At 72.9% G+C, this 23104-nt stretch carries 25 protein-coding genes; 19 read left to right on the forward strand and 6 right to left on the reverse strand.

What is annotated here, in order from left to right; translation table 11 throughout:
• The 7 genes from ROT00_RS07875 to ROT00_RS07905 all read left to right on the forward strand — a co-directional run bounded on the left by ROT00_RS07875 (position 1) and on the right by ROT00_RS07905 (position 6123).
• The gene (locus tag ROT00_RS07875) at positions 1-783 is read left to right on the forward strand and encodes an ABC transporter permease (RefSeq protein WP_404773767.1); all 783 of its coding nucleotides are present in this window, start codon (positions 1-3) and stop codon (positions 781-783) included.
• 103 nt (positions 784-886) lie between these two features.
• Positions 887-1945 carry an ABC transporter substrate-binding protein gene (locus ROT00_RS07880; RefSeq protein WP_404773768.1) on the forward strand — a complete coding sequence of 353 codons (1059 nt, stop codon included), beginning with the start codon at positions 887-889 and terminating at the stop codon, positions 1943-1945.
• Positions 1946-1986: 41 nt separating this feature from the next.
• Positions 1987-3129: an ABC transporter ATP-binding protein gene (locus tag ROT00_RS07885; protein WP_404773770.1), complete on the forward strand. Its 1143-nt coding sequence runs from the start codon at positions 1987-1989 to the stop codon at positions 3127-3129.
• Between the two features lie 81 nt (positions 3130-3210).
• On the forward strand, positions 3211-4011 hold the full coding sequence (locus ROT00_RS07890; protein ID WP_404773772.1) for a carbon-nitrogen hydrolase family protein: 801 nt from the start codon (positions 3211-3213) through the stop codon (positions 4009-4011).
• 64 nt (positions 4012-4075) lie between these two features.
• Positions 4076-4762 (forward strand): RraA family protein, encoded by a 687-nt coding sequence (locus ROT00_RS07895; RefSeq protein ID WP_404773774.1) that lies wholly within the window; start codon positions 4076-4078, stop codon positions 4760-4762.
• An 85-nt stretch (positions 4763-4847) separates the two neighbouring features.
• Positions 4848-5588, forward strand: a complete 741-nt coding sequence (locus ROT00_RS07900) for a 3-keto-5-aminohexanoate cleavage protein (RefSeq protein ID WP_404773776.1) — start codon at positions 4848-4850, stop codon at positions 5586-5588.
• A 58-nt stretch (positions 5589-5646) separates the two neighbouring features.
• The gene (locus ROT00_RS07905) at positions 5647-6123 is read left to right on the forward strand and encodes an Lrp/AsnC family transcriptional regulator (protein WP_404773777.1); all 477 of its coding nucleotides are present in this window, start codon (positions 5647-5649) and stop codon (positions 6121-6123) included.
• 83 nt (positions 6124-6206) lie between these two features.
• On the opposite strand, the gene ROT00_RS07910 is transcribed toward ROT00_RS07905, so the two are convergent.
• The 3 genes from ROT00_RS07910 to ROT00_RS07920 form a co-directional block, all read right to left on the reverse strand.
• Positions 6207-6713, reverse strand: coding sequence for an Lrp/AsnC family transcriptional regulator (locus tag ROT00_RS07910; RefSeq protein ID WP_404773778.1), 507 nt, complete (start codon positions 6711-6713; stop codon positions 6207-6209).
• Between the two features lie 163 nt (positions 6714-6876).
• Positions 6877-8256 (reverse strand): adenylosuccinate lyase, encoded by a 1380-nt coding sequence (purB, locus tag ROT00_RS07915; protein WP_404773779.1) that lies wholly within the window; start codon positions 8254-8256, stop codon positions 6877-6879.
• Positions 8253-8780: a low molecular weight protein-tyrosine-phosphatase gene (locus tag ROT00_RS07920; RefSeq protein ID WP_404773781.1), complete on the reverse strand. Its 528-nt coding sequence runs from the start codon at positions 8778-8780 to the stop codon at positions 8253-8255. The genes purB and ROT00_RS07920 overlap by 4 nt, the downstream gene beginning before the upstream one ends.
• A gap of 54 nt (positions 8781-8834) precedes the next feature.
• On the opposite strand from ROT00_RS07920, the gene ROT00_RS07925 reads away from it, so the two are divergent.
• The 3 genes from ROT00_RS07925 (at position 8835) to ROT00_RS07935 (ending at position 11918) form a co-directional block, all read left to right on the forward strand.
• Positions 8835-9770 carry an aminoglycoside phosphotransferase family protein gene (locus tag ROT00_RS07925; RefSeq protein ID WP_404773783.1) on the forward strand — a complete coding sequence of 312 codons (936 nt, stop codon included), beginning with the start codon at positions 8835-8837 and terminating at the stop codon, positions 9768-9770.
• A 115-nt stretch (positions 9771-9885) separates the two neighbouring features.
• A complete protein-coding gene (locus ROT00_RS07930) occupies positions 9886-10305 on the forward strand; it encodes a hypothetical protein (RefSeq protein ID WP_404773785.1) in 420 nt (139 codons plus the stop codon).
• Positions 10302-11918: a hypothetical protein gene (locus ROT00_RS07935; protein ID WP_404773786.1), complete on the forward strand. Its 1617-nt coding sequence runs from the start codon at positions 10302-10304 to the stop codon at positions 11916-11918. Before ROT00_RS07930 ends, ROT00_RS07935 begins: the two co-directional genes overlap by 4 nt.
• On the opposite strand, the gene ROT00_RS07940 is transcribed toward ROT00_RS07935, so the two are convergent.
• Positions 11893-12276, reverse strand: a complete 384-nt coding sequence (locus ROT00_RS07940; protein WP_404773787.1) for a phage holin family protein — start codon at positions 12274-12276, stop codon at positions 11893-11895. The genes ROT00_RS07935 and ROT00_RS07940 overlap by 26 nt on opposite strands.
• A 194-nt stretch (positions 12277-12470) precedes the next feature.
• Between ROT00_RS07940 and ROT00_RS07945 the strand changes: the two genes are divergently transcribed.
• The 4 genes from ROT00_RS07945 to ROT00_RS07960 all read left to right on the forward strand — a co-directional run bounded on the left by ROT00_RS07945 (position 12471) and on the right by ROT00_RS07960 (position 17399).
• Positions 12471-13583 carry a histidinol-phosphate transaminase gene (locus tag ROT00_RS07945; protein ID WP_404773789.1) on the forward strand — a complete coding sequence of 371 codons (1113 nt, stop codon included), beginning with the start codon at positions 12471-12473 and terminating at the stop codon, positions 13581-13583.
• A 37-nt stretch (positions 13584-13620) separates the two neighbouring features.
• The gene (locus ROT00_RS07950; protein ID WP_404773790.1) at positions 13621-14754 is read left to right on the forward strand and encodes a thiamine pyrophosphate-dependent dehydrogenase E1 component subunit alpha; all 1134 of its coding nucleotides are present in this window, start codon (positions 13621-13623) and stop codon (positions 14752-14754) included.
• A gap of 158 nt (positions 14755-14912) precedes the next feature.
• The gene (locus ROT00_RS07955; protein WP_404774072.1) at positions 14913-15872 is read left to right on the forward strand and encodes an alpha-ketoacid dehydrogenase subunit beta; all 960 of its coding nucleotides are present in this window, start codon (positions 14913-14915) and stop codon (positions 15870-15872) included.
• Between the two features lie 96 nt (positions 15873-15968).
• A complete protein-coding gene (locus ROT00_RS07960) occupies positions 15969-17399 on the forward strand; it encodes a dihydrolipoamide acetyltransferase family protein (RefSeq protein ID WP_404773792.1) in 1431 nt (476 codons plus the stop codon).
• 34 nt (positions 17400-17433) lie between these two features.
• On the opposite strand, the gene ROT00_RS07965 is transcribed toward ROT00_RS07960, so the two are convergent.
• Together ROT00_RS07965 and ROT00_RS07970 are read right to left on the reverse strand one after the other, a co-directional pair.
• The gene (locus ROT00_RS07965; RefSeq protein WP_404773794.1) at positions 17434-18300 is read right to left on the reverse strand and encodes a hypothetical protein; all 867 of its coding nucleotides are present in this window, start codon (positions 18298-18300) and stop codon (positions 17434-17436) included.
• A gap of 26 nt (positions 18301-18326) precedes the next feature.
• Positions 18327-18815 (reverse strand): GNAT family N-acetyltransferase, encoded by a 489-nt coding sequence (locus tag ROT00_RS07970; RefSeq protein WP_404773796.1) that lies wholly within the window; start codon positions 18813-18815, stop codon positions 18327-18329.
• 171 nt (positions 18816-18986) lie between these two features.
• Here ROT00_RS07970 and ROT00_RS07975 point away from each other — a divergent pair, with 171 nt between their 5' ends.
• The 5 genes from ROT00_RS07975 (at position 18987) to ROT00_RS07995 (ending at position 23097) form a co-directional block, all read left to right on the forward strand.
• On the forward strand, positions 18987-20090 hold the full coding sequence (locus ROT00_RS07975) for a metal ABC transporter substrate-binding protein (protein ID WP_404773798.1): 1104 nt from the start codon (positions 18987-18989) through the stop codon (positions 20088-20090).
• A gap of 5 nt (positions 20091-20095) precedes the next feature.
• Complete coding sequence (locus tag ROT00_RS07980; protein ID WP_404773800.1) at positions 20096-20857, forward strand: metal ABC transporter ATP-binding protein; 762 nt, start codon at positions 20096-20098, stop codon at positions 20855-20857.
• 61 nt (positions 20858-20918) lie between these two features.
• On the forward strand, positions 20919-21863 hold the full coding sequence (locus ROT00_RS07985; protein WP_404773802.1) for a metal ABC transporter permease: 945 nt from the start codon (positions 20919-20921) through the stop codon (positions 21861-21863).
• Positions 21863-22702: a metal ABC transporter permease gene (locus tag ROT00_RS07990; protein WP_404773804.1), complete on the forward strand. Its 840-nt coding sequence runs from the start codon at positions 21863-21865 to the stop codon at positions 22700-22702. The genes ROT00_RS07985 and ROT00_RS07990 overlap by 1 nt, the downstream gene beginning before the upstream one ends.
• Positions 22699-23097 (forward strand): Fur family transcriptional regulator, encoded by a 399-nt coding sequence (locus ROT00_RS07995; RefSeq protein WP_404773806.1) that lies wholly within the window; start codon positions 22699-22701, stop codon positions 23095-23097. Before ROT00_RS07990 ends, ROT00_RS07995 begins: the two co-directional genes overlap by 4 nt.
• The last annotated feature ends 7 nt before the right edge of the window (positions 23098-23104 follow it).

Below are 23104 nucleotides of genomic sequence, written 5' to 3' on the forward strand. Positions count from 1 at the left end.
ATGGACCGGATCGTGAACGGCATCGCCCGGGGCGTGTTCGTCTTCCTCTACATCCCGATCATCGCGGTGATCGTCTACTCCTTCAACGCGGCCGGCACGAACACCCGCTTCGACGGGCTCACGCTGCAGTGGTACGTCGAGCTGTTCCAGGATGCCTCGCTCATGCAGACCCTGCGGACGAGCGCCCTCGTCGCCGTCATCACTGCGACAGTCGCGACGATCATCGGCATCATGTTCGCCCTCGGGCTCGCCCGCTACCGGGGCCGGGGCCGCGGGGTGATGCTGGCGCTCATCGCGCTGCCGCTCATCGTGCCCGAGATCGTGCTCGGCGTCGCGCTGCTCAGCGTCTTCAGCACGACGAAGGTGCCGCTCGGCGTCCTCACCCTCGTGCTCGGCCACCTCATCGTCTCGCTGCCGCTCGCGACGCTCGTGCTGATGAGCTCCGCCGCGATGCTCGACCCGAGCCTGCCCGAGGCGGCGACCGACCTCGGCTGCACGCCGTGGCAGACCTTCACCCGGGTCTACTTCCCGCTCCTGCGCCCCGCCGTGGTCGCCGCCTGGCTGCTGAGCTTCACCACCTCGTTCAGCAACATCGTGATGTCGACGTTCCTGAGCGGCGTCGGATCGACGACGCTGCCGCTGAAGATCTACTCCAGCCTGAAGACCGGCCTCACGCCGAGCATCAACGCCCTCGGCGCGCTGCTCATCCTCCTCACCCTCGTCATCGTGCTCCTCGTCGGCGTCAGCCAGATGCGGCGCATCCTCGTCGAGTCCCGCACCTGACCGGCATCCCGGTCACGAACCGCACCACCAGCACCACCGCAGCACGCACCACCAGCACCTCGCAGTCCCTGCCTCACCATCCCCCATCGAAAGGACCCCCGTCATGAAGAAGCTGATCTTCGCCAGCGTCGGCGTCGTCGCCGCCCTGGCGCTCTCCTCCTGCAGCGGAACGGGCGGCGACGCCGGCCCCTCCACCGAGCTGAACGTCTACGCCTGGGCGGACGAGATCCCCCAGACCGTCTTCGACGCCTTCACCGAGGAGACGGGCATCGCGGTCAACGTCGACAACTTCGACAGCAACGAGACGATGATCTCGAAGCTCGCCGCGGGCAACTCCGGCTACGACATCGTCGAGCCGAGCCAGTACGCGGTGCAGCAGCTCGTCGGGCAGGAGCTCCTCGAGCCCCTCGACAAGTCGAAGATCGAGGGCATCGACAACCTCGCCCCGAAGTTCGCCGACCCGAGCTACGACCCCGGCCTGCAGTACTCCGTGCCGTGGGTGTGGGGCACCACCGGCATCCTCTACAACGCCGCCTGCACCGGCGGCGAGGAGATCACGAGCTGGACCTCCCTCTTCGACCCGAAGTGGAAGGGCAAGGTCAACATGCTCGACAACATGCTCGCCGCGTACATCGCCGGCCTGCAGGTGAACGGCTACGGCGCCGACAGCACCGACGAGGCCGAGATCGCCAAGGCGACCGAGTCGCTCATCGAGCAGAAGCCGCTCCTCTCGGGCTACAACTCGACCAACTACGGCGAGCTCGTCGCGAGCGGCGACGTCTGCATCTCCGAGGCGTGGGGCGGCACCAGCACGGCGAAGATCGTCGAGCAGAACCCCGACGTGCACTACGTGCTCCCCGAGGAGGGCGGCAGCCTCTGGGTCGACGGCCTGTCGATCGCGAAGGGCGCCCCGCACCAGGACGCCGCGTACGAGTTCATCAACTTCCTGCTCCGTCCCGAGATCGCCGCGATGGCGACGAACGACGGCGGCCTCGCGAGCGCGAACGCCGCGGCGCAGGAGCACGTCACCGACCAGGGCCTGCTCAGCAACGCGGCCGTCTACGCCTCCGACGAGCAGGTCGCGAACGCCGACTTCATCGTCGACCCGGGCAAGGCCATGCGCTTCTACCAGGACGGCTGGACCCGCGTGAAGGCCTCCTGACCCGGGCCCTCCCTGTCCGCCACGAACAGCAGATCGAGATCATGACGACGCAGACCACTTCAGCAGCGGCAGCCACCGCCGTGCCGACGACGACCCCGGCCGTCGAGATCCAGGGGCTCTCGAAGGAGTTCGCCGGGCACCTCGCGGTGCACCCGCTCGACCTCGAGATCCGCGAGAACGAATTCTTCTCCATCCTCGGACCGTCCGGATGCGGCAAGACGACGCTGATGCGGATGATCACGGGCTTCGAGACCCCGAGCTCGGGCCGGGTCCGGCTCGGCGGCGTCGACGTCACCGACGTGCCGACGCGGAACCGCGATCTCAACATGCTGTTCCAGAGCTACGCGCTCTTCCCCCACCTCACGGTGTTCGAGAACGTCGCGTTCGAGCTCCGGGTGCGGCGGGTCGCCAAGGCAGAGGCGAACCGCCGCACCAGGGAGGCGCTCGAGCTCGTGAAGCTCGGCCACCTCGGCGACCGCAAGCCCGACCAGCTCTCGGGCGGGCAGCGCCAGCGCGTGGCGCTCGCCCGGGCGGTGGTCTCCGGACCGAAGGTCGTCCTCCTCGACGAGCCGCTCGGCGCGCTCGACCAGCAGCTCCGCAAGGAGATGCAGTACGAGCTGAAGCGGATGCAGCGCGAGGTTGGCATCACGTTCATCTACGTGACGCACGACCAGGAGGAGGCGCTCACGATGTCCGACCGCATCGCGGTCATGTCGGAGGGCGTCGTGCAGCAGGTCGCCGGACCGGAGGACATCTACAACCGGCCGGAGACCCGCTTCGTCGCCGGCTTCATCGGCAGCTGCAACCTGCTCGACGTCCAGGCGCCCGCCGGCGCCGAGGGCGAGGAGGTCTCGGTCGAGGTGCCGGGCGTCGGCGCCGTGCGCGGCGTGCTCGGCGAGACCGTGCCCGGCCCGCGGGCGGGCACGCTGCTCCTCCGCCCCGAGCGCATCGAGGTGCGCCGCGAGGACGGGGCGGGCGACGCCGCGGGCGCCGGCGTGGTGGGCGTCGCGGAGACGCTCACCTTCCTCGGCGAGGAGTGGCACCTCCACCTCCGGGTCGGGGAGCACCTCGTGCGCACCTCCGTCTCCAGCCTCGTCAAGGAGCGCGACCTGCCCGGCCTCGCCGCCGGCGACCGCCTCCGCCTCTCCTGGCGCCCGCAGGACGCCCGCATCGTCGTCCGCTGAGCCGGACCCCGCTGAGCGGGCCGTCCGCTGAGCGGGACCGACGCCACACCCACCGACCCTTCACACGAACGGAGCCACGCGATGAGAGTCGCCGTCGCCCAGACCTCCCCCGGCATCGACGCCGAGGCGAACTTCGCCACCATCCGACGGTTCACGGCCGAGGCCGCCGAGCGCGGCGCGCGCCTCGTCGTCTTCCCCGAGGAGGCGATGCTCCTCGCCGAGGACGAGGTGAAGCCGCGCTTCGACGAGATCCTCCCCGTCGTCTGGCCGCGCTTCGAGGCGCTCGTCGCCGAGCTCGCCCGCGAGCACGGCATCGCGATCATCGCCGCGGGCTACGAGCCGAACCCCGACGGCCGCCCCTTCAACACGATGCTCGCGGTGGATGCCTCGGGCGCCGAGCTCGCCAGGTACCACAAGCTGCACACCTACGACGCCTTCGCCTACCAGGAGTCGGCGTACGTCACCCGCGGCGCCGAGCTGCCGCCCGTGATCGAGCTCGACGGCGTCCGCATCGGACTCGCCAACTGCTACGACGTGCGCTTCCCGGAGCTGTTCCGCAGCCTCGCCGACCGCGGCGTCGACGTCATCGCCCTGTCGGCGGCCTGGGTGTCGGGCAAGGGCAAGGAGGAGCACTGGTCGGTGCTCACCCAGGCCCGCGCGATCGAGAACGTGAGCTGGCTGCTCGCCTCGGCGACGGTCGGCCCCGACTCGGCCGGCCTCAGCCGCGTCATCGACCCGCTCGGCGTCGTCGTCGCCGGGCTCAACGCCCACGACGAGGGGCTCGTCGTCGCCGAGCTCGACCTCGAGCGCTCCGCCCGGGCCCGCACCATGCTGCCCGCGCTCGACAACCGCCGCATCGAGCTCGACTACCACCTGGCCTGAGCCGTTCGCCGGCGCATCGGACGGCGCCGGCCCCGACGCATCCGACCCACCCAGAAAGAGGACCATGTTCTTCCACACCGGGACCGCCCCCGCACCGCTGTCGCAGCCGCTTCGCGAGAAGCTCGAGCGGCTGAGCTTCCCCACCCTCGGCCACTACCTCGAGGAGGGCTTCGTCGACCCCGAGGTGCGCCGCGTCGTCGCCGCCGGCGGGCGGGTGATCGGCACCGCCTTCACCGTGCGCACCACCGCGAGCGACTCCACCGCGCTGCACCACGCCGCGGGGCTCATCGGCGTGGGCCAGGTGCTCGTCCTCGACACCGGCGGCGACCGCAGGCACGCGCCGCTCGGCGAGGTCGTCGCGGCCCAGCTCGTCGCGCGCGGCGCCGCGGGCGCCGTCGTGGACGGCGTCGTCACCGACGTCGACGAGATCGCCGAGCTCGGGCTCACCGTGCACGCCCGCGGCACGAGCATGCTCACCACGAAGCTGCACGGCATCGACGCGGGCGGCGTGAACGTGCCCGTCACGTGCGGCGGCGCGGTCGTGCACCCCGGCGACGTCGTGCTCGCCGACGCGAACGGCGTGCTCGTCGTGCCGGTCGAGGTGCTCGAGCGCCTCGTCGACCTCGCCCTCGACGACGACGCCGAGGAGCCCGACCTCATCGCCGACCTCCGCCGGGGCGAGCCGCTCGGCTCCCTGACCGGCGCGAGCGACACCGTCGCCGAGCTCCTGGCGCGCACCACGCCCCAGTAGCGGGGCACCCCACTCGCGGTCGGCGGCCTTCGGCTCCGTCGGCCGTGCTCCGCCATGCCGAGAAACACCCTAGGAAAGGCATCCCATGCTGCTCAAAGCCGCCATCAACGGCGGTCGCCAGGTCACCGAGCACCCGGCGGTCCCCCGCACCATCGAGGAGATCGTCGCGGCCAGCGTCGCCGCGGTCGCGGCGGGCGCCGACGTCGTGCACGCCCACGTCATCGACGATGACGGCGAGCAGACGATCCGTCCGGAGGCGATCGGGGCGTGGGTGCGCGCGATGCGCGCGGCCGACCCCGCCGTCGTGATCGGCACGACGACCGGGCTCTGGACGGTCGCCTCGCACGCCGAGCGGATGGCGCACCTCGCCGCCTGGCCGGCCGACGCCCTGCCGGACTTCGCGTCGGTCGCCTTCTGCGAGGAGGGCGCCGCGGAGGCCGCGGAGCTCGTCGTCGAGCGCGGGATGGTGCTGGAGTCGGCCGTCTGGTCGATGGACGACGTGCCGGCCCTGCTCGCCTCGTCGACGCTCGCGCGGAACGTGCGCGTGCTGATCGAGCCGGAGACCGAGGATGCCGCGGCCGCCGTCGCCCAGTGCCGCGAGATCGCCGCGGTGCTGCGGGAGGCCGGCGTCACCGCGCCGATCCTGTACCACGGCTACGACGAGACCGTCTGGCCCGTCGTCGAAGCGGCGATCGCCGACGGCTGCGAGACCCGCATCGGCTTCGAGGACGGCGTGCTCCTCGCCGACGGCACGATCCCGGCCGACAACGCGGAGCTCGTCCGCGCGGTGCGGAGCCTCGAGCGGGCCGCGCTCGCTCGGGTCTGAGCGACGCAGCCCGGCCTCCCTCCCCGCGATACCCTCGTGGGAGGGAGGCCGGTGCCGCATGATCGACGACCTCGACCGCAAGCTGATCGAGTTGCTCGCCCGCGACGGGCGGCGCACCTTCGCGGCGCTCGCCGACGATCTCGGCGTCTCCCAGTCGACCGTGCGCACCCGCCTCGCGAAGCTCGAGGAGGACGACGTCATCGTGATCGTCGCCCTCTGCAACGCGCTGCTGCTCGGCCACCAGGTGGTGCGCCTGCTGCTGCGGGTGCGCAACCTCACCCCGCTCGCGGTCGCCGACGGACTCGTCGGCATCAGCCAGATCAACCACGTCGCCCTCGTCGCGGGATCGCACGACCTCTACCTCGAGGCGACCTGCCGCGATCAGCCGCAGCTCATCGACCTGCTCGACGAGATCCGCCGGCACCCTGGCGTCGCCGCCATCCAGCCGATCATCGTGACCTCCCTCGCGAAGGACTACAGCTGGGGCGGCCTGCGCGGCACCGCCGGGCAGAGCATCAGCGACCCCGACGGCTGAGCCCGCCGCTCGGTCTGCGCTCGGTTGTCGCGCGGCGCCGTTCGGTCGTCGCGCGGCGCCGTTCGGTCGTCGCGCGCCGTCGCTCAGTCGCCGAGCTGCGCGCGCGGCGAGGGCTCGCGGAAGCCCTGCCAGAGGTAGGTGTCCTTGCGCACCTCGAGCACGGTGAGCGTCTCGAGGTCGGAGATGCCGCGGATGCGGCGGAGGTCCTGCAGCACGATCTTGCCGAGGGCCTGGGCGTCGGGCGCGAGCACGTCGAGGATGATGTCGTAGTAGCCGAGCGTGCACGCCACGTACTTGATCTGCGGGTGGTCGGCGAGCTGCTCGGCGACGCGCGCGACGGGCACCTCCGCGACCCGGATGCCGACGTGCGCGGCGATGCCGCCGATCTTCGTCTCGTCGTACATGCCGGCGACGTAGATCACGCCCAGCGAGACGAGGCGGTTGTAGCGCTGGCGGATGGTCGGCTCGGAGAAGCCGATGCGCCGGCCGATCTCGGCGAAGGAGCGGCGCCCGTCGACTCGGAGCTGATCGATGATCTCCCGGTCGACGTCGTCGAGGATCGGATCCCTCGGATGACGCGCGGCTTCCACGGAGTCAGCGTAGTCCCTCTTCGGCGCCCTGCCCCCGGTGCGCCACTTCGGCCGCGTTGCGACACGTGTACTGGCGCGACGCAACGGAAGTGGCGCGGACGCCCTGAACGGGACGGGCACCGGCACCGGCACTGCGACCGGCACCCGGCAGCAGCCGCGGCGGCTACAGCCGGTCGACGAGCTCGTCGGCGAGGCCCGTGTACGAGGCCGGGGCCAGGGCCAGCAGGCGCTGCTTCGCGGCATCCCCGATCTCGAGTCCCTCGACGAAGGCGGCGAGCTCGGTCGCGCCGACCCGCTTGCCGCGCGTGAGCTCCTTGAGGAGCGCGTACGGGTCGCTGATCGTCGAGCGGCCGGCCACGACCTCGCCGCGGATGACCGTCTGGATCGCCTCGCCGAGCACCTCCCAGTTGCCGTCGAGGTCGGCGAGCAGCAGCTCCCGGTCGAGGTCGATCTCGGTGAGGCCGCGCTGGATGTTGTCGAGGGCGAGCACCGAGTGGCCGAAGCCGACGCCGATGTTGCGCTGCGCGCTCGAGTCGGTGAGGTCGCGCTGCAGCCGCGAGGTGACGAGCGTCGCCGCGAGCGAGTCGAGCACGGCGCTCGAGAGCTCGAGGTTCGCCTCCGCGTTCTCGAAGCGGATCGGGTTGACCTTGTGCGGCATCGTCGAGGAGCCCGTCGCGCCGGCCGCCGGGATCTGGCGGAAGTAGCCGAGCGAGATGTACGTCCAGATGTCGGTCGCGAGGTTGTGCAGCACCCGGTTCGCGTGCGAGACCTTGGCGTAGAGCTCCGCCTGCCAGTCGTGCGACTCGATCTGCGTGGTCAGCGGGTTCCAGTCGAGCCCGAGCGAGGTGACGAACTCGCGCGAGACGTCGGGCCACGAGACATCCGGCACCGCGAGGATGTGCGCCGAGAACGTGCCCGTCGCGCCCGAGAACTTGCCCAGGTACTCGGTCGCCTCGATCTGCGTCGCGATGCGCTCGAGCCGGTGCGCGAAGACCGCGAGCTCCTTGCCCATCGTGGAGGGCGTCGCCGGCTGGCCGTGCGTGCGGGAGAGCATCGAGGCATCCCGGTGCTCGCGCGCGAGCTCGGCGATCGCCGCGACGACCGCGCGGTACTTCGGCAGCCAGACCTGCTGCACGGCGTCGCGCACCGTGATCGCGTAGGAGAGGTTGTTGATGTCCTCGCTCGTGCAGGCGAAGTGGGTGAGCTCGGCGATCGCGTCGAGCCCGAGGTCGCTCAGGCGCCGGCGCACGTAGTACTCGACGGCCTTGACGTCGTGACGGGTGGTCGCCTCGAGGGAGGCGAGCTCGTCGATGTCGGGCTGGCCGAAGTCGGCGACGACCTGCCGGAGCGCCTGCTTCTGGTGCTCGCTGAGGGGCGAGGTGCCGAAGAAGCCCCGGTCGGTCTGGGCGATCAGCCACTCGATCTCGACGTGGACGCGGGCGCGGTTCAGGCCCGCCTCCGACAGGTGCTCGCCGAGGTCTCCGACGGCGGCGCGGTAGCGTCCGTCGAGGGGGCTGAGCGGCTGGGGAGGCAGCGAAGTCATCGGATTCCTTGTCTGAGAGCCGGCGCGAGTTGCCGGAAGAGCGCAGTGGTCGACCGCTCTATCATCTCAAGCACGCGATCGAACATCGCATCGTCGGAGTAGTAGGGGTCGGGGACGTCGACGAGCCCGGTCGGCTCCGGCTCGAACTCGAGCAGCAGGCGCACCTTGTCGAGCTCGCCGTCGTGGTGCGCCCAGTTGCGCAGGATCCGCGCCTGGCCGCGGTCGAAGGCGACCACGAGGTCGAGCTCGCGGAACCACTGGGGCTCGAACTGGCGCGCCCGGTGCTGCGTGCCGTCGTAGCCGGCGCGCTCGAGCGCGGCGATGGTGCGGTGATCGGCCTGCTCGCCGACGTGCCAGTCGCCCGTGCCCGCCGAGTCGACCCGGAGCGCGCGCTCGAGTCCGTGCTGCGCGGCGAGATCGCGCAGCACGACCTCCGCCATCGGCGACCGGCAGATGTTGCCGGTGCACACGAACGAGATCCGGAAGGGCTGCGCGGGCGCGCCAACGGGCTCGGCTCGCGTCATGGCTCCATTCTGCTGGAATCGGCGAGCGGCGAACAGGGGGCATCCGCTGCAGGGATGCCCCGGCGCTACGCTGGGGCGGCACTGCGACTCGACGGGGGGAACACGATGGACGCGCCGAGCCCGGACGTCGAGGTCGACGAGGCCCTCGCCGCGCGACTCGTGGACGAGCAGCACCCGGATCTCGCGGGGCCGGTGCGGCTGGTCGCGAACGGCTGGGACAACGCGATGCTCCGGCTCGGCGAGCAGCACCTGATCCGGATGCCGCGGCGCCGGCTCTCGGCCCGGCTCGTCGAGCACGAGCTGCGCTGGCTGCCCGAGCTCGCCCGGCACTCCCCCGTGCCGCTGCCCGTCCCGCTCCGTGCGGGAGCGCCGGGCGCGGGCTACCCCTTCGTCTGGAGCATCGGCCCGTGGTTCGAGGGCGTCCCGGCCGCCGACCTCGACCCCGCGGCGCGGCGGGAGGCGGCTCCCGCGCTCGCCGCGTTCGTCGCCTCGCTGCAGCGGCCCGCACCGGCGGATGCCCCGGTGAACCCGTACCGGGGCGTGCCGCTCGCCGAGCGCGATGCGGTCGTGGGTCCGCGGATCGCGTCCGGGGTGCTCGACGCCGTGGCCGACCGGGCACGACTCGAGCGGGTGTGGCGGCTCGCCCTGGCGGCGCCGGGATGGCGGGGGCCGGCGGTCTGGTTGCACGGCGATCTGCACCCCGGCAACCTGCTGCTCGCGCGTCCGGACGGTCCGCTCGCCGCGGTGCTCGACTTCGGCGACGTGACCTCCGGGGATCCCGCGACCGATCTCGCGGCCGCGTGGCTCTGCCTCGACGCGGAGGGCCGCCGGCGGTTCCGCGACGCGCTGCCCGGCTTCGACGAGGCGGACTGGGCCCGCGCACGGGGGTGGGCGCTCGCGGTGGCGTCGGCGATCGTCGAGACGGTCGGGGTCGCCGGCCCGATGGGACGGGTCGGCGCGCTCGCGCTCGCCGAACTCGCCGACGGCTGAGGGCCGCGGCCGCGCCCGGAACCGTCCCTCCTCCCCAGCCGGCTGAGACGGGTGCCGCTCCACAGATTCCGCCGGACGCGGGAGGCGAATGCCGTGGCCGCGGGATGCTCGACCGGTGCAGCTCGGAACCCCGCTCCCGTTCTCGTCCATCCACGCCCGCTCCCCCGGACCGGCGGACATCGGCTCGCTCGACGCACTCGCACCGCCGCTCGCCGAGCTCGACCGTCGCATCGAGACGGTGCGCAGTGCGGTGATCGACGTTCGGGCGCTGCTCGCCGAGCTCCCGCTGCTCCAGCAGGCGCTGCCGCTCGTCGGCTGCGCGGCCTGGCGCTCGGCGGCCGCCGAGCACTACGAGGCACGGCTCGACGAACTCGTCGCGCGCGTCGGCCTCGCCCGCTCGGCGCTCGAACAGGCGGAGCTCGAGCTCACCGCGACGGTGCTCCGCCTCGAGCGCGAGCGCGATGACGCGGCCCTGCAGCTGAGCCTCGCCGGGGCGTCCGCCGCGACACCCGCGCCCGGCGGTGGGTGGCGATGACGGGCGAGCTGATCGTGTCCGGCGGCGGCAGCACGGCCGTCGCCGTCGACGAGCTCTTCGCCGAGGCGGCGAGACTCGCCGCGGGCGAGGCCGGCTGCGCGCGACTGGCGGAGCTCGCGGGCGGCCTGCTCGGACGGCTCGGGCGCGCCGGCGGCGGTGCCGGGCGTTCCGAGCACGAGCTCGCGCTCGCGACGCATCAGCTCACCGAGGCCGCGGAGCTCGCCGCCGATCTCGGCCGGCGGCTCGAAGAGGCGGCGCTGCGGTACGGCTCCGTCGAGCAGCGGCTCGGCGCCCTCCGCTCCCTCGCCTCCCAGCTCGCCGCGTGGACGCTCGGGGCGTCGCTGCGGGTCGCGGTGTGGCCGCTCCTCGCCGCGGCCGGCGGCGTCTTCCTCGGCGACCGCCTGCTCGCCGCGCTCGGCGTGCCGCGCGATGCCGGCCTTCCCGCTCTCCGACGTCTGCTCGTGCAGCCCGGGGCGGCCGGAGCGCTCGGCGCCGGGCTCGACTCGGTCGACGAATTGGCGGCTGGAGCGATCGGCGTCCCGTTGCCCGTCGCCGTGAGCGCCGGCACCCTGATCGAGACGCCCGACACCGCGGCGGCGGTGCTGCTCGGGGCGTCGGCGCTCGGCGGGCTCGGCCGCGGGCTCCTGGTCGAGGGGCGGGTCGCCGTGCGGCCGGTGCCCGGGCCGGCGGGTGGGCCGGGCACCGGGGTCGTGGGCGCGAGCGCGGGCGCTGCGGCGGGAGCGGGCGCTGCGGCGGGAGCGGGCACGGCAGCGGGCGCGGGCGCGGTGGCAGGTGGGAGTGCGATGCCGGGCGCCGGTGCCCGCGCGGTGCCGGTCGCTCCCCCGGTGGGCGTCGGCGCGCTCGCCGCCCGCATCCCCCCGCCCCGCGAGGGCGGGCCGCAGATCCGCCTCGAACGGTACCCGGCACCGGACGGGACGAGCGGGCGCTGGCTCGTCTACGTCACCGGCACCGTCGATCCCGCGCTCGCCGCGGGCAGGCAGCCGCTCGACATGACGAGCAACGTGCACACCGTCGCGGGCCGAGGAGGCAACGCGTCGCCGTCCGCGCTCCTCGAGCCCGGGGCGGGCGAGCGTGCCGTCCGCCAGGCGCTCGCCGAGGCCGGCGTGCAGCCGGGCGACGAGCTCATCGGCATCGGCTACTCCGGGGGCGGTGCGATCGTCGCCGACCTCCTGGGCGATCCCGAGCTCGGCTTCACCGCGGGGGCGAACCTCGGCGGGCCGGCTCGCGTCGACCCGGGGGTGCCGCTCCTGAACATCGAGCACGCCGACGACCTCGTTCCCGGCTCGGGCGGCGGCGACCGCCCGCTCGGTCCGCTCCTCGTGCAACGCGAGGTCGCGACGCCGCCCGACCAGCCGGGTCCGATCCTCACCGCCCACGAGCTCGACGCCTACCGGCGGACGGCGGAGCTCGTCGACGCCTCCGGCGATCCGAGGCTCGCCGAGTTCAGCGCGCTCGTCACCGACTTCACGGCGGGACGCGACGGCGGGGCGACGTTCTGGCTCGCCGAGCGGGAACCCCGGTCCGCCGAGCGGGACCCGGAGGCGCCGCCCGACGGGGAGCCCGGGATCAGTCCTTCGACGGGCGCACGATGAGGCCGATCAGCCAGCTGATCAGGCCGAGCACGAGCGCACCGAGCACGCCCCACCAGAAGCCGTCGACCTGGAGGCCGAAGCCGAGGAGGCCGCTGATCCAGTCCACGAGCAGCAGCAGCAGGCCGTTCACGATGAACGAGATGAGGCCGAGCGTGATCACGTAGATGGGGAAGGCCACCACGCGGATGAGCCCGCCCACGATGGCGTTCACGACGCCGAAGATCGCGGCCACCAGCAGGTAGGTGAGGATCGTGGCGAGCTGGGTGTCCTCGTAGGGCACCACGGAGACGCCCGCCACGATGAACGTGGTCAGCCAGAGCGCGAGCGCGACGACGATGGTTTTGACGATGAAGCGCATGCCTCAACTCTCCCAGAGCGAGCCCAGTCTGCGAAGGGGGCTGGCCCCCGAACTTCGATTCGATCTGAGATTCGCTCGAGGCGGGCGGGCCGGGGGATGTGGCATCGGGGCCGGGCCGGGGGATGCGGCATCGGCCCAGGCAGGGGGCGGGCCGGGGGATGCAGGCGGCCCGAGACGCGCGCCGATCACGGAATATGCAACGGAGTACGGTGGAACGCGTGACCGCAACGGAGTCTGTCAGCACGGGGGTGCGCCTGCGCCCGGAGATCGCGGCCCTGCCGCCCTACCGTCAGGGGCGCCCCGCGCCCGAGGACGGGTTCAAGCTCTCGAGCAACGAGAACCCCTTCGACCCCCTCCCCTCCGTGCGGGACGCGGTCGCCGCGACCGCCGACTCGATCAACCGCTACCCCGACGCCACGGCGCTCGCGGTGCGCGAGGCGCTGGGCGAGCGCTTCGGCGTCTCGGCCGACGAGGTCATCATCGGCGCCGGCTCGGTCGCGCTGATCGCGCAGTTCGTGCTCGCGGCCGCCGGGCCCGGCGACGAGGTCGTCTACTCCTGGCGCTCCTTCGAGGCCTACCCCGGACTCGTCACGATCGCGGGCGCGACGAGCGTCGCCGTGCCGAACCGCGCCGACCACGGTCACGACCTCGACGCCATCGCCGCCGCGATCACCGAGCGCACCCGCGTCGTCATCGTCTGCACCCCGAACAACCCCACGGGCGTCACCGTCACCCGCGACGAGTTCGACGCCTTCATGGCGCGCGTCCCGGCCGACCGCCTCGTCCTCCTCGACGAGGCGTACGTCGAGTTCGTCCGCGACCCCGACGCCGTCGACGGCCGCGAGCTCCTCGGCCGATACCCGAACCTCGTCGTGCTCCGCACCTTCTCGAAGGCGTACGGGCTCGCCGGGCTCCGCGTCGGCTACGCGATCGGCCCCGTCGAGATCCTCGACGCGGCGCGGGCCACCGCCATCCCGCTCGGCGTCACCGCCGCCGCGAGCGCCGCGGCCCTCGCCTCGCTCGAGCCGCTCGCCGAGGCCGAACTCCGCGCCCGGGTCGAGATCATCGCCGAGCGCCGCGACCGCGTGCGGGCCGCGCTCCTCGCCCAGGGCTGGGCGGTCCCGGTCAGCCAGTCGAACTTCGTCTGGCTCCCCGTGGGCGAGCGCACCGCCGAGATCGCCGAACGGCTCTTCGACGCCGGACTCGTCACGCGCGCCTTCGCCCCCGAGGGCATCCGCGTCTCGATCGGCGAGGAAGAATCTGTCGACACCCTCCTCCGGATTCTCGGAGAGCTTGTCGAGGCCTGACAAGAAGCCCGTCGAAACGAACGGATAGCGTGGAACAGTGGTAGCCCGCGAACGAGACTTCACCGTACCGACGGTTCAGTTCCTGACCCCCGAGGGTCGGCTGCAGCCGACCGCCGAGGCCGAGCCGTACCTGCCCCTCGTCGAGGCGCTCGACGACGCGGCGCTCGAGCAGTTCTACCGCGACATGGTGCGCTCGCGCCGGCTCGACATCGCCGGCGCCAACCTGCAGCGCCAGGGGCAGCTCGCCCTCTGGGTGCCGAGCCACGGTCAGGAGGCCGCGCAGGTCGGCTCCGCGCGGGCGAGCCGCCCGCAGGACCACCTCTTCCCCTCCTACCGCGAGCACATCGTCGGCATCATCCGGGGGCTCGACCCCGTCGCGATCCTCTCGCTGCTCCGCGGTGTGACGCTCGGCGGCTGGGACCCGGCGGAGAACGGCAACTTCCACCTCTACACGCTCGTGCTCGCCTCGCAGACGCTGCACGCCACCGGCTACGCGATGGGACTCCAGTTCGACGGGGCCACGGGCACCGGCGACCCCGAGTCGGACGCCGCGGTGCTCGTCTACTACGGCGACGGGTCCACCTCCCAGGGCGACGCGAGCGAGGCGCTCGTCTTCGCCGCCAGCTACCGCACGCCCGAGGTGTTCTTCGTGCAGAACAACCAGTGGGCGATCTCGGTGCCGGTCTCACGGCAGTCGCCGAGCCCGCTCGCGCTCCGGGGCAGCGGCTTCGGCATGCCGAGCGTGCAGATCGACGGCAACGACGTGCTCGCGAGCTACGCGGTCACCCGGCAGTCGCTCGAGGAGGCGCGGGCCGGGCAGGGGCCGAGCTTCATCGAAGCCGTGACGTACCGAATGGGCGCGCACACGACCGCCGACGACCCGACCAAGTACCGCACGCAGGACGAGGTCGACCTCTGGACGACGCGCGACCCGATCACCCGCTACCGCGCCTGGCTCGAAGGTCGCGGCGCGAGCGAGGCGTTCTTCGAGGATGCCGACACCGAGGCGCAGGACCTGGCGGCCGATGTGCGTCGGCGCGCGCTCGACCTGCCGGCCCCGACGCGCGAGACGATCTTCGAGCACGTCTACCAGGAGCCGCATCCGGTGATGGCCGAGCAGTACGCCTGGCTCGACCGCTTCGAGCGCTCGCTCGACGGGAGCGACGCATGAGCCTCGCCGGCGACACCGTCCGACCCCTCGACGAGCCCGGCACGGCCCGGGCGCAGGATCAGGAGGTCCCCGTGACCAACGACTCGACGGCCGAGGCATCCGCCCGGCCCGCACAGCAGGATGCCGAGCCCGCCGTCCGCGGCGTGCAGACGCTGTCCATGGCGAAGGCCATCACCGCAGGTCTCCGCGACGCCCTGCGCGCCGACGAGAAGGTGCTGCTCATGGGCGAGGACATCGGCCCGCTCGGCGGCGTCTTCCGCGTGACCGAGGGTCTGCAGGCCGAGTTCGGCGACCGCCGGGTGCTCGACACCCCGCTCGCCGAGTCGGGCATCGTGGGCACCGCGATCGGGCTCGCGATGCGCGGCTACCGGCCGGTGATCGAGATCCAATTCGACGGCTTCATCTTCCCCGCGTTCGACCAGATCACGACGCAGCTCGCCCGGATCAACCTCCGGCACGGGGGCGGCATGCCCATGCCGGTCGTGATCCGCGTGCCGTACGGCGGCCACATCGGTTCGATCGAGCACCACCAGGAGAGCCCCGAGGCGTACTTCGCGCACACCCCGGGCCTCCGGGTCGTGAGCCCCTCGAATCCGCACGACGCCTACTGGATGATCCAGGAGGCCATCGCCTCGAACGACCCCGTGCTCTACTTCGAGCCGAAGAGCCGGTACTGGCCGAAGGGGCCGGTCGACCTCGACCACGCCGGCATCCCGCTGCACGCGAGCCGGGTCGTCCGCCAGGGCACCGACGTCACCGTCGTCGGGCACGGCGCGATGGTCGCGACGCTCCTCCAGGCCGCCGACATCGCGGCCGAGGAGGGGACGAGCCTCGAGGTCGTCGACCTGCGCAGCCTCTCCCCCATCGACTACGGGCCGCTGCTCGAGTCCGTGCACCGCACCGGCCGCCTGGTCGTCGCGCAGGAGGCGTACGGCAACGTCTCCGTCGGCTCCGAGATCGCCGCCACCGTCGCCGAGCGGGCGTTCTACTCGCTCGAAGCCCCGGTGCTGCGCGTCTCGGGCTTCGACACCCCCTTCCCGCCCGCGGCCCTCGAGACCGAGTACCTGCCGAGCCCCGACCGGGTGCTCGAGGCGGTCGACCGGGCCCTGGCCTTCTGATCCGATGCATGCCGGGGTCCGCATGCGCCGTCGGGCAGGCTTGAGGCCTGTGCCCCTGACGCAGCACGACCCTTCGAACGAGAGGCGCACCCGCCCATGAGTGAGATCCGGTTCCCCCTTCCCGACGTCGGCGAGGGCCTCACCGAGGCAGAGATCGTGCAGTGGAAGGTCGCCCCCGGCGACCGCGTCGTGCTCGACCAGGTGTTCGTGGAGATCGAGACGGCGAAGTCGCTCGTCGAGCTGCCGAGCGCCTACGAGGGCGTCGTCGCCGAGCTCCTGGTCGACGAGGGCGCGACGGTCGACGTCGGCACCCCGATCCTCGTGATCCAGACGGATGCCTCGAACGGCATGAGCACCCCCGCCCCCGCCGTTCCGGGCGACGCGCCGGCCGCCGCGCCCGCTCCGGCGCCCGCCGCCGACGCCGCCGAGCTCGTCGCGGACACCGCCGCCTCGATCGCCGGTGACGAGGGCGGCGCCGTGCTCGTCGGGCACGGCGCATCCGGTCCCTCGCGGAGCCGTCGCCGTCGCCACCCCGTCGCGGACGGCGCCCACGCGCACCTCGGCGACGCCCACGTGCCGCCCGCTCCCCCGACCGCGCCCGCCGCCGAGGCCGCGCCGATCGCGGCGCAGCGACCCGCCGCCCCGCGTCCCGCGGCCGAGTCGCAGATCCCCGTGATCGCGAAGCCGCCGATCCGCAAGCTGGCGAAGGACCTCGGGGTCGAGCTGAGCCGGGTCACGCCGACCGGGCCGATCGGTGACATCACCCGCGACGACGTGATCCGCGAGGCGACGCAGGCGAGCGTGTTCCGCAACATCCAGACCCCCGAGCTCCCGGAGGACCGCGAAACCCGCATCCCGGTGAAGGGCGTCCGCAAGGCGATCGCGAACGCGATGGTCCAGAGCGCCTTCACGGCGCCGCACGTCTCCGTCTTCGCCGACGTCGACGCGACGCGCACCATGGAGTTCGTGAAGCGGCTCAAGGCCTCCCCCGACTTCGCGGGCGTGAAGGTGTCGCCGCTCCTCATCATGGCGAAGGCGATGATCTGGGCCGTGCGCCGCAACCCGACGGTCAACGCGCAGTGGACCGACGAGGAGATCATCGTCAAGCACTTCGTGAACCTCGGCATCGCCGCGGCGACCCCGCGCGGGCTCATCGTGCCGAACGTGAAGGACGCGCAGAACATGTCGATGGTCGAGCTCGCGACCGCGCTCGAGCAGCTGACCCTCACCGCCCGCGAGGGCAAGACGCAGCCCGCCGAGATGCAGAACGGCACGATCACGATCACGAACATCGGCGTCTTCGGCATGGACACGGGCACCCCGATCCTGAACCCGGGCGAGGTCGCGATCGTCGCCCTCGGCACGATCAAGCAGAAGCCCTGGGTCGTCGACGGCGAGGTGCGCCCGCGTTACGTGACGACGATCGGCGGTTCCTTCGACCACCGCGTGGTCGACGGCGACGTCGCGAGCCGCTTCCTCGCCGACGTGGCCGCGATCATCGAGGAACCGGCGCTGCTGCTCGACTGAGCGCGCCGCTGCTCGACCGATCGGCGCCGCCCCCTCACTCCCAGGGGGCGATCGGTCGCGCCGTGGCCGGCAGCGGTGGTCGCACGGTCAGGGCGAGCCCGGCCTCCTCCGCGAGGCGGGCGAGTTCCGGCGCCGCGCTCTCCGGGGTGTCCTCCCGCAGTTCGACCGTGACGGCGCCGTCCTCGATCGCGACGGTCCCCGTGCCGAGCTCCTGGGCCCGCTCGACGAGCGGGAGGAACTGCGCGAGGTCGTCGTCCGCCGCGAGCACGGCCGCGAGGTGCACGTGATCGGGCGTCGCGGGATCGCCGTCCTCGTCCCAGGTGCCCCGGAAGTCGAGCGGGATGCCGGGCAGCTCGGCGCGCACCGCGCGGAGCGACGCGAGCAGGCGCCCGCGTTCGACCGCGCTCGTCGTGGCGACGACGGGGTCCGCGCCGTCGTCCTCGTCGGCCGGCACCGCGAGGGCGACCGTGAAGCGGCCGTCGAACTCCCCGCCGAGGTGCAGCATCGCCGCGCTCGCCTGCGCGAAGCGGGCGAGGCCTTCGTCCGACAGGCAGGTGGTGCCCGATTCCGGCGAGAACACGTCCAGCACCGTGCCCGGTGCGAGCGGATCCTCGCTCGTCGCGACCGAGATCACCGACACCTCCGCCTCGTCCGCGCAGCTCGCCTCGGCGATGGCGCGGGCCTCCTCCTCGCTGAGCGCGGGGTCGAGCACGATCCGCAACCGGTGCTCGGCCGGCGACACGACTCCCCCGGCGAGTTCGGCCTCCGCCGAGACGACGCCCGGCAGCCCGTCGATCCGCGCCGCGAGGCTCTGCAGTGCGGGCGCCTGGCCGACGCATCCGCTGAGGAGGACGACGGTCGACAGGCCGAGCAGGACCCCGGCACCCCGTCGAACGCGCATCACCCCATCATGCCGTTCGCGGAGGATCAGGCGAAGCGGCGCTCGTAGACGAGCTGGCCGTCGACCTCGGTCGTGCGCTGCATCCCGGCGCGCTCGAGCGCCCGCCGGGCGGGCAGGTTCTCGACCTCAGCCTGGGCGCGCACGAGCCGGGCGCCCGCCGAGCGGGCGAGCTCGAGCGCGGCGACGACGGTCGGCACGGAGAGGCCCTGCCCGCGCACGGCCGGGACGAGTCCGAAGGCGAACTCGACCGCGCCGTGCTCGTCGGGCGGTCCGAAGAGGTTCACTCCCCCGATGGCCGCGCCCTCGGCGCCGCGGTGCACGAGGTAGGGGCCGAAGGGCGCCGGGTCGCCGTCCTCGTGCACGGTGCGCACGAACTCCCGCAGCAGCTCGGGCTCGTCGGTGAAGGCGTATCCGCCCTCCCAGCCGGCCGTCGCGTCGACCTCGCCGGCGAGCAGGCGCTCGGCTTCGGCGACGGTGAACGGATGCAACGTGATGGGCTCGGTCGTCGTATCCACGTGCTTCACTCTCCCACGTTCCGGTGACGGGCAGGTTTCCGATCCGCGTCCGGCGTCACGCAGTGACGTCCCGAGACGGCGGATGACCCGGCCGGAGGCCGCTGGAAGCGCACTGGGCTCCGCGCCGTGATGGTTTTGACAATCATTATCAATAAGCGTACCGTCGAAGCCATGACCGCACGACGCCGCATCCGCCGCCCCGCCATCGCCCTCGCCTCGCTCGCGATCGGCACCACCGGGGTGCTCGTGCTCGCCGGCTGCGCCGGCGGGGGAGCCGCGGCCGACGGGGGCGACGGCGTCTCGATCGTCGCCACGACCACGCAGGTCGGCGACTTCACCCGCGAGCTCGTGGGCGGTGAGGCGAAGGTGACCCAGCTCCTCGGGCCCGGCCAGAGCGCGCACGGCTTCGACCCCTCGGCGGCGCAGCTCGCCGCCATCGCGGGAGCCGACGCGCTCGTCGTGAACGGCGCCGGACTCGAGGGCTGGGTCGACGACGCGATCGCCGCCTCGGGCTTCGACGGCAGGCTGATCGACGCCAGCACGGGCATCGAGCTCTTCGGCACGCACGACCACGACCACGACCACGGCGACGAGGGCGCGGACGAGGGCGACGCCCACGCCGACGAGTCGGCCGAGGAGCACGCCGACCACGATCACGGCGACGCGGCGGAGGAGAGCCACGACGGGCACGACCACAGCGGCGGCAACCCGCACATCTGGACCGCCCCCGGGCTCGCCGAGCAGATGGTCGAGAACATCGCCGACGGGCTCGCCGAGGTGCCCGGGCTCGACGCGGCGGCGATCGGGGCGAACGAGACGGCGTACTCCGCGAAGCTCGAGGCGCTCGACGCGTGGATCGAGCAGAACGTTTCGCAGGTGCCCGTCGCGGACCGACTGCTCGTGACGAACCACGACGCCTTCACCTACTTCGTCGAGGCCTACGACCTCACCTTCGTCGGCAGTGTCATCCCGAGCTTCGACGACAACGCCGAACCCTCGGCCGCCGAGATCGACGAGCTCGTGAAGAAGATCCGCGAGACGGGCGTGAAGGCCGTCTTCTCGGAGGGGTCCATCTCCCCGAAGGCCGCCGAGACGATCGCGAAGGAGGCCGGGGTCGCCGTCTACTCCGGCGAGGACGCGCTGTACGGCGACGCGCTCGGCGCCGAGGGCACCGACGGGGCCACCTACCTCGGCAGCCAGGAGCACAACGTGCGGCTGATCCTCGAGTCGTGGGGCGTCGTGCCGAGCGAGCTCCCCGCCGTGCTGCAAAAATGACGGGCATGACCGAATCCGTCCTGGAGCTGCGGGGGGCCGCGTTCACGCACCCCGGCGGCTCCGGCGTCTCGGGGCTCGACTTCGCGATCGCCCCGGGGGAGGCGGTCGCGCTCGTCGGGCCGAACGGCGCCGGCAAGTCCACCCTGCTGAAGGGGCTGCTCGGCCTGGTGCCGAGGACCGCGGGGCGGGTGCGCATCGGCGGCAGCGAACATGCCGCGAACGGCATGATCGGGTTCCTGCCGCAGACCGCCGAGCTCGATCCGGAGTTCCCGATCACCCTCGAGCAGGTCGTCATGCAGGGGCGGTACCGCAAGCTCGGACTCCTCCGCTGGCCCGGCCGGGCCGATCGCGCCGCAGTGCGCCGGGCCCTCGAGGCGGTCGGACTCGGCGCCCTCGCCAAGCGGCGCTTCGGCGAGCTGTCGGGCGGCCAGCGCCAGCGCGGGCTGCTCGCCCGGGCGCTCGCCTCGGAGCCGGTGCTGCTGCTCCTCGACGAGCCGTTCAACGGCCTCGATCAGCCGAACCGCGACGCGCTCATCGACACCCTGCGACGGCTCAAGGCCGAGCGGGTCGCCGTGCTCGTCTCGACCCACGATCTCGAGCTCGCCCGGCAGGTCTGCGATGCCGTGCTCTTCGTGAACCGGGAGCAGCTGGCCTTCGGGCCGGTCGACGAGGTGCTCACGCTCGACAACGTGCAGGAGTGCTTCGAGGGCGTCGAGGTCGAGGTCGACGAGCACACCCTCGTCGTGCCAGGCCACGAGGGGCATTGATGCCGCAGGCAGCATATGTTCGGCCGGGTCACCCGGGTGGTGCGTCGGGGGAGCGGGGCGCATGAGCCTCGGCGACGCCCTCTTCGGCGCATTCGCGCTCCCCTTCATGGGTCGAGCCCTCCTCGTGATGCTGGTGCTCGCGATCGTCGCGGGCGTCATCGGGGTGCTCGTGAACCTCCGCGGACTGGAGTTCATCACCGACGGGCTCACCCACGCCGTCTTCCCCGGCCTCGCGATCGGGCTCGCCCTCGGCGGCACCGCCGGGCTCATCCCCGGCGCCGCCGTCGCGGCGCTCGTCGCCGCGGTGCTGCTCACCTGGCTCGACCGCGCCGGGGTCACCTCCGACGCGGCGATCGCCATCGTGCTGACCGCGACCTTCAGCATCGGCGTCATCGTGGTGTCGCGCAGCGACGACTACGCGGGCGAGCTCGAGGCGCTCCTCTTCGGGCGGGTGCTCACGGTGCCGCCCGAGCAGCTCGTGCCGCTCGTGGCGGTGTCGCTCCTGGCCCTCGCCGCGATCGGCGCGACCCTGAAGCAGCAGCTCCTCCGGGCGTTCGATCCGGCAGGGAGCCGCGCCGCGGGGGACTCCGCGCTCGTACTCGATCTCGTGCTGAACGCCGCCGTGGCCCTCGTCGTCGTGGCCGCCTCCGCGACGATCGGCTCGCTGCTCGTGCTGGCGCTGCTCATCGTGCCCGGCGCGGTCGCGCGACTCGTGACGGTGCGGCTCTGGTGGCTCTTCCCCATCGCGGCGGTCTTCGCCGGGGTGGCGGCCTGGCTCGGGCTCGCGACGAACTACGCGGTGTCCCTCGGCGCAGGCATCGATCTGCCCGCAGGCTCCACCATCGTCGCGGTCTTCGTGATCGGCTACGCGCTCGTGCTCGCCGCGGCGCTCCTCGTCGGCCGCCGCGGCGGACGCGGTGGAATCGGCGGGCGCCGGGGATCGCGCGCGCTCCGCGCACGCGCCGACGATCACGCGACGGCGACGGCGACGGCGGGGGAGGCGTGATGGGCTACTTCGAGCGCGCCCTGCTCGCGGCCGTCGTGATCGGCGCCGGAGCGGGCTTCGTCGGCGCGCTGGTCGTCCTGCGCCGCCGCACCTTCTTCGCCCAGGCGCTCACCCACGCCACGTATCCCGGTGCCGTCGCGGCCGCCGCCCTCGGGGTCAGCGTGCCGCTCGGCGCGGCGGTCGCCTCGGTGGTCATCGTCGCGATCATGGCGGGGATCGCGCGGGTGCGCCGCCAGGGGGCGCAGGTCGCCGCCGGTGTCGTGCTCACCGCCGGCTTCGCGGCCGGCGCGCTGCTGCAGGCGAGCCTGCCGGGGATGCCGGTGCACGCCGAGTCCTTCCTCGTGGGCTCGATCCTCACGGTCACCGACGGGGACATCGCGCTCGCGGCCGGCGTCGCCGTCGTCGCGGTGCTCCTCGTCGCGGCGTTCGGGAAGCAGATCGTGTACTCGACCTTCGACCCGCAGGGCTTCCGGGCGGCGGGCTTCCGCGAGTGGCCGATCGAGCTGCTGGTGCTCGCGCTCATCGCGGCATCCGTCGTGTCCTCCTTGCCCGCGGTCGGTGCGATCCTCGCGATCGCGCTCATCGCCGCTCCGGCGGCCGCCGCCCGCCTCGTCGTGCCGAGCTATCGCGGGGTGCTCCTCGTCGCTCCGGTGATCGGCGCGGCGTCCGGCGTCATCGGGGTGCTCGTCTCGCGCGCGTTCGCGATCGCGGCGGGGCCGTCGATCGCCCTCGCCGCGACCGCGTTCTTCGCCGTCGCCTTGGGTGTTTCCAAGCTTCGACGGCTACCGTGGAGGGAGCAGATCCCGGTCGAGACGGCAGAGGACGCACGCATCGCATGAAACGCAACACCTGGCAGCGCGAGGCCGTTCGCGAGGCCCTCGACGACACCGAGGGCTTCATCAGCGCGCAGGCCCTGCACTCCGCCCTGCACGCGAACGGCTCGCCGATCGGGCTCGCCACCGTCTACCGCGCGCTCGGCGACCTCGCCTCGAGCGGCGAGGCCGACTCCCTCCAGTCGCCCGAGGGCGAGGCGCTCTACCGCGCCTGCTCGACGACGGGGCACCACCACCACCTCATCTGCCGGAACTGCGGCCTCACGGTCGAGATCGCGGCCGACGAGGTCGAGGCGTGGGCGAAGGGTGTTGCCGCGGAGCACGGATTCACCCAGGCCGCGCACGTCGTCGACGTCTTCGGGCTCTGCGCGAACTGCACCAAGCTCGCGGCATCCGAGTGAACAACCC

This window comes from Agromyces mediolanus (genome assembly GCF_044917495.1).
GTDB classification, from domain to species: Bacteria; Actinomycetota; Actinomycetes; order Actinomycetales; family Microbacteriaceae; genus Agromyces; species Agromyces mediolanus_B.

Coding starts and splice junctions, on each gene's coding strand:
- ROT00_RS07895 (WP_404773774.1), top strand. CDS start 4,076: ATGTTCTTCCACACCGGGACCGCCCCCGCACCGCTGTCGCAGCCGCTT.
- ROT00_RS07990 (WP_404773804.1), top strand. CDS start 21,863: ATGGGCTACTTCGAGCGCGCCCTGCTCGCGGCCGTCGTGATCGGCGCC.
- ROT00_RS07985 (WP_404773802.1), top strand. CDS start 20,919: ATGAGCCTCGGCGACGCCCTCTTCGGCGCATTCGCGCTCCCCTTCATG.
- ROT00_RS07980 (WP_404773800.1), top strand. CDS start 20,096: ATGACCGAATCCGTCCTGGAGCTGCGGGGGGCCGCGTTCACGCACCCC.
- ROT00_RS07920 (WP_404773781.1), bottom strand. CDS start 8,780: ATGACGCGAGCCGAGCCCGTTGGCGCGCCCGCGCAGCCCTTCCGGATC.
- ROT00_RS07905 (WP_404773777.1), top strand. CDS start 5,647: ATGATCGACGACCTCGACCGCAAGCTGATCGAGTTGCTCGCCCGCGAC.
- purB (WP_404773779.1), bottom strand. CDS start 8,256: ATGACTTCGCTGCCTCCCCAGCCGCTCAGCCCCCTCGACGGACGCTAC.
- ROT00_RS07885 (WP_404773770.1), top strand. CDS start 1,987: ATGACGACGCAGACCACTTCAGCAGCGGCAGCCACCGCCGTGCCGACG.
- ROT00_RS07965 (WP_404773794.1), bottom strand. CDS start 18,300: ATGCGCGTTCGACGGGGTGCCGGGGTCCTGCTCGGCCTGTCGACCGTC.
- ROT00_RS07955 (WP_404774072.1), top strand. CDS start 14,913: ATGGCGAAGGCCATCACCGCAGGTCTCCGCGACGCCCTGCGCGCCGAC.
- ROT00_RS07880 (WP_404773768.1), top strand. CDS start 887: ATGAAGAAGCTGATCTTCGCCAGCGTCGGCGTCGTCGCCGCCCTGGCG.
- ROT00_RS07995 (WP_404773806.1), top strand. CDS start 22,699: ATGAAACGCAACACCTGGCAGCGCGAGGCCGTTCGCGAGGCCCTCGAC.
- ROT00_RS07890 (WP_404773772.1), top strand. CDS start 3,211: ATGAGAGTCGCCGTCGCCCAGACCTCCCCCGGCATCGACGCCGAGGCG.
- ROT00_RS07875 (WP_404773767.1), top strand. CDS start 1: ATGGACCGGATCGTGAACGGCATCGCCCGGGGCGTGTTCGTCTTCCTC.
- ROT00_RS07975 (WP_404773798.1), top strand. CDS start 18,987: ATGACCGCACGACGCCGCATCCGCCGCCCCGCCATCGCCCTCGCCTCG.
- ROT00_RS07940 (WP_404773787.1), bottom strand. CDS start 12,276: ATGCGCTTCATCGTCAAAACCATCGTCGTCGCGCTCGCGCTCTGGCTG.
- ROT00_RS07925 (WP_404773783.1), top strand. CDS start 8,835: ATGCCCCGGCGCTACGCTGGGGCGGCACTGCGACTCGACGGGGGGAAC.
- ROT00_RS07945 (WP_404773789.1), top strand. CDS start 12,471: ATGCAACGGAGTACGGTGGAACGCGTGACCGCAACGGAGTCTGTCAGC.
- ROT00_RS07960 (WP_404773792.1), top strand. CDS start 15,969: ATGAGTGAGATCCGGTTCCCCCTTCCCGACGTCGGCGAGGGCCTCACC.
- ROT00_RS07900 (WP_404773776.1), top strand. CDS start 4,848: ATGCTGCTCAAAGCCGCCATCAACGGCGGTCGCCAGGTCACCGAGCAC.
- ROT00_RS07935 (WP_404773786.1), top strand. CDS start 10,302: ATGACGGGCGAGCTGATCGTGTCCGGCGGCGGCAGCACGGCCGTCGCC.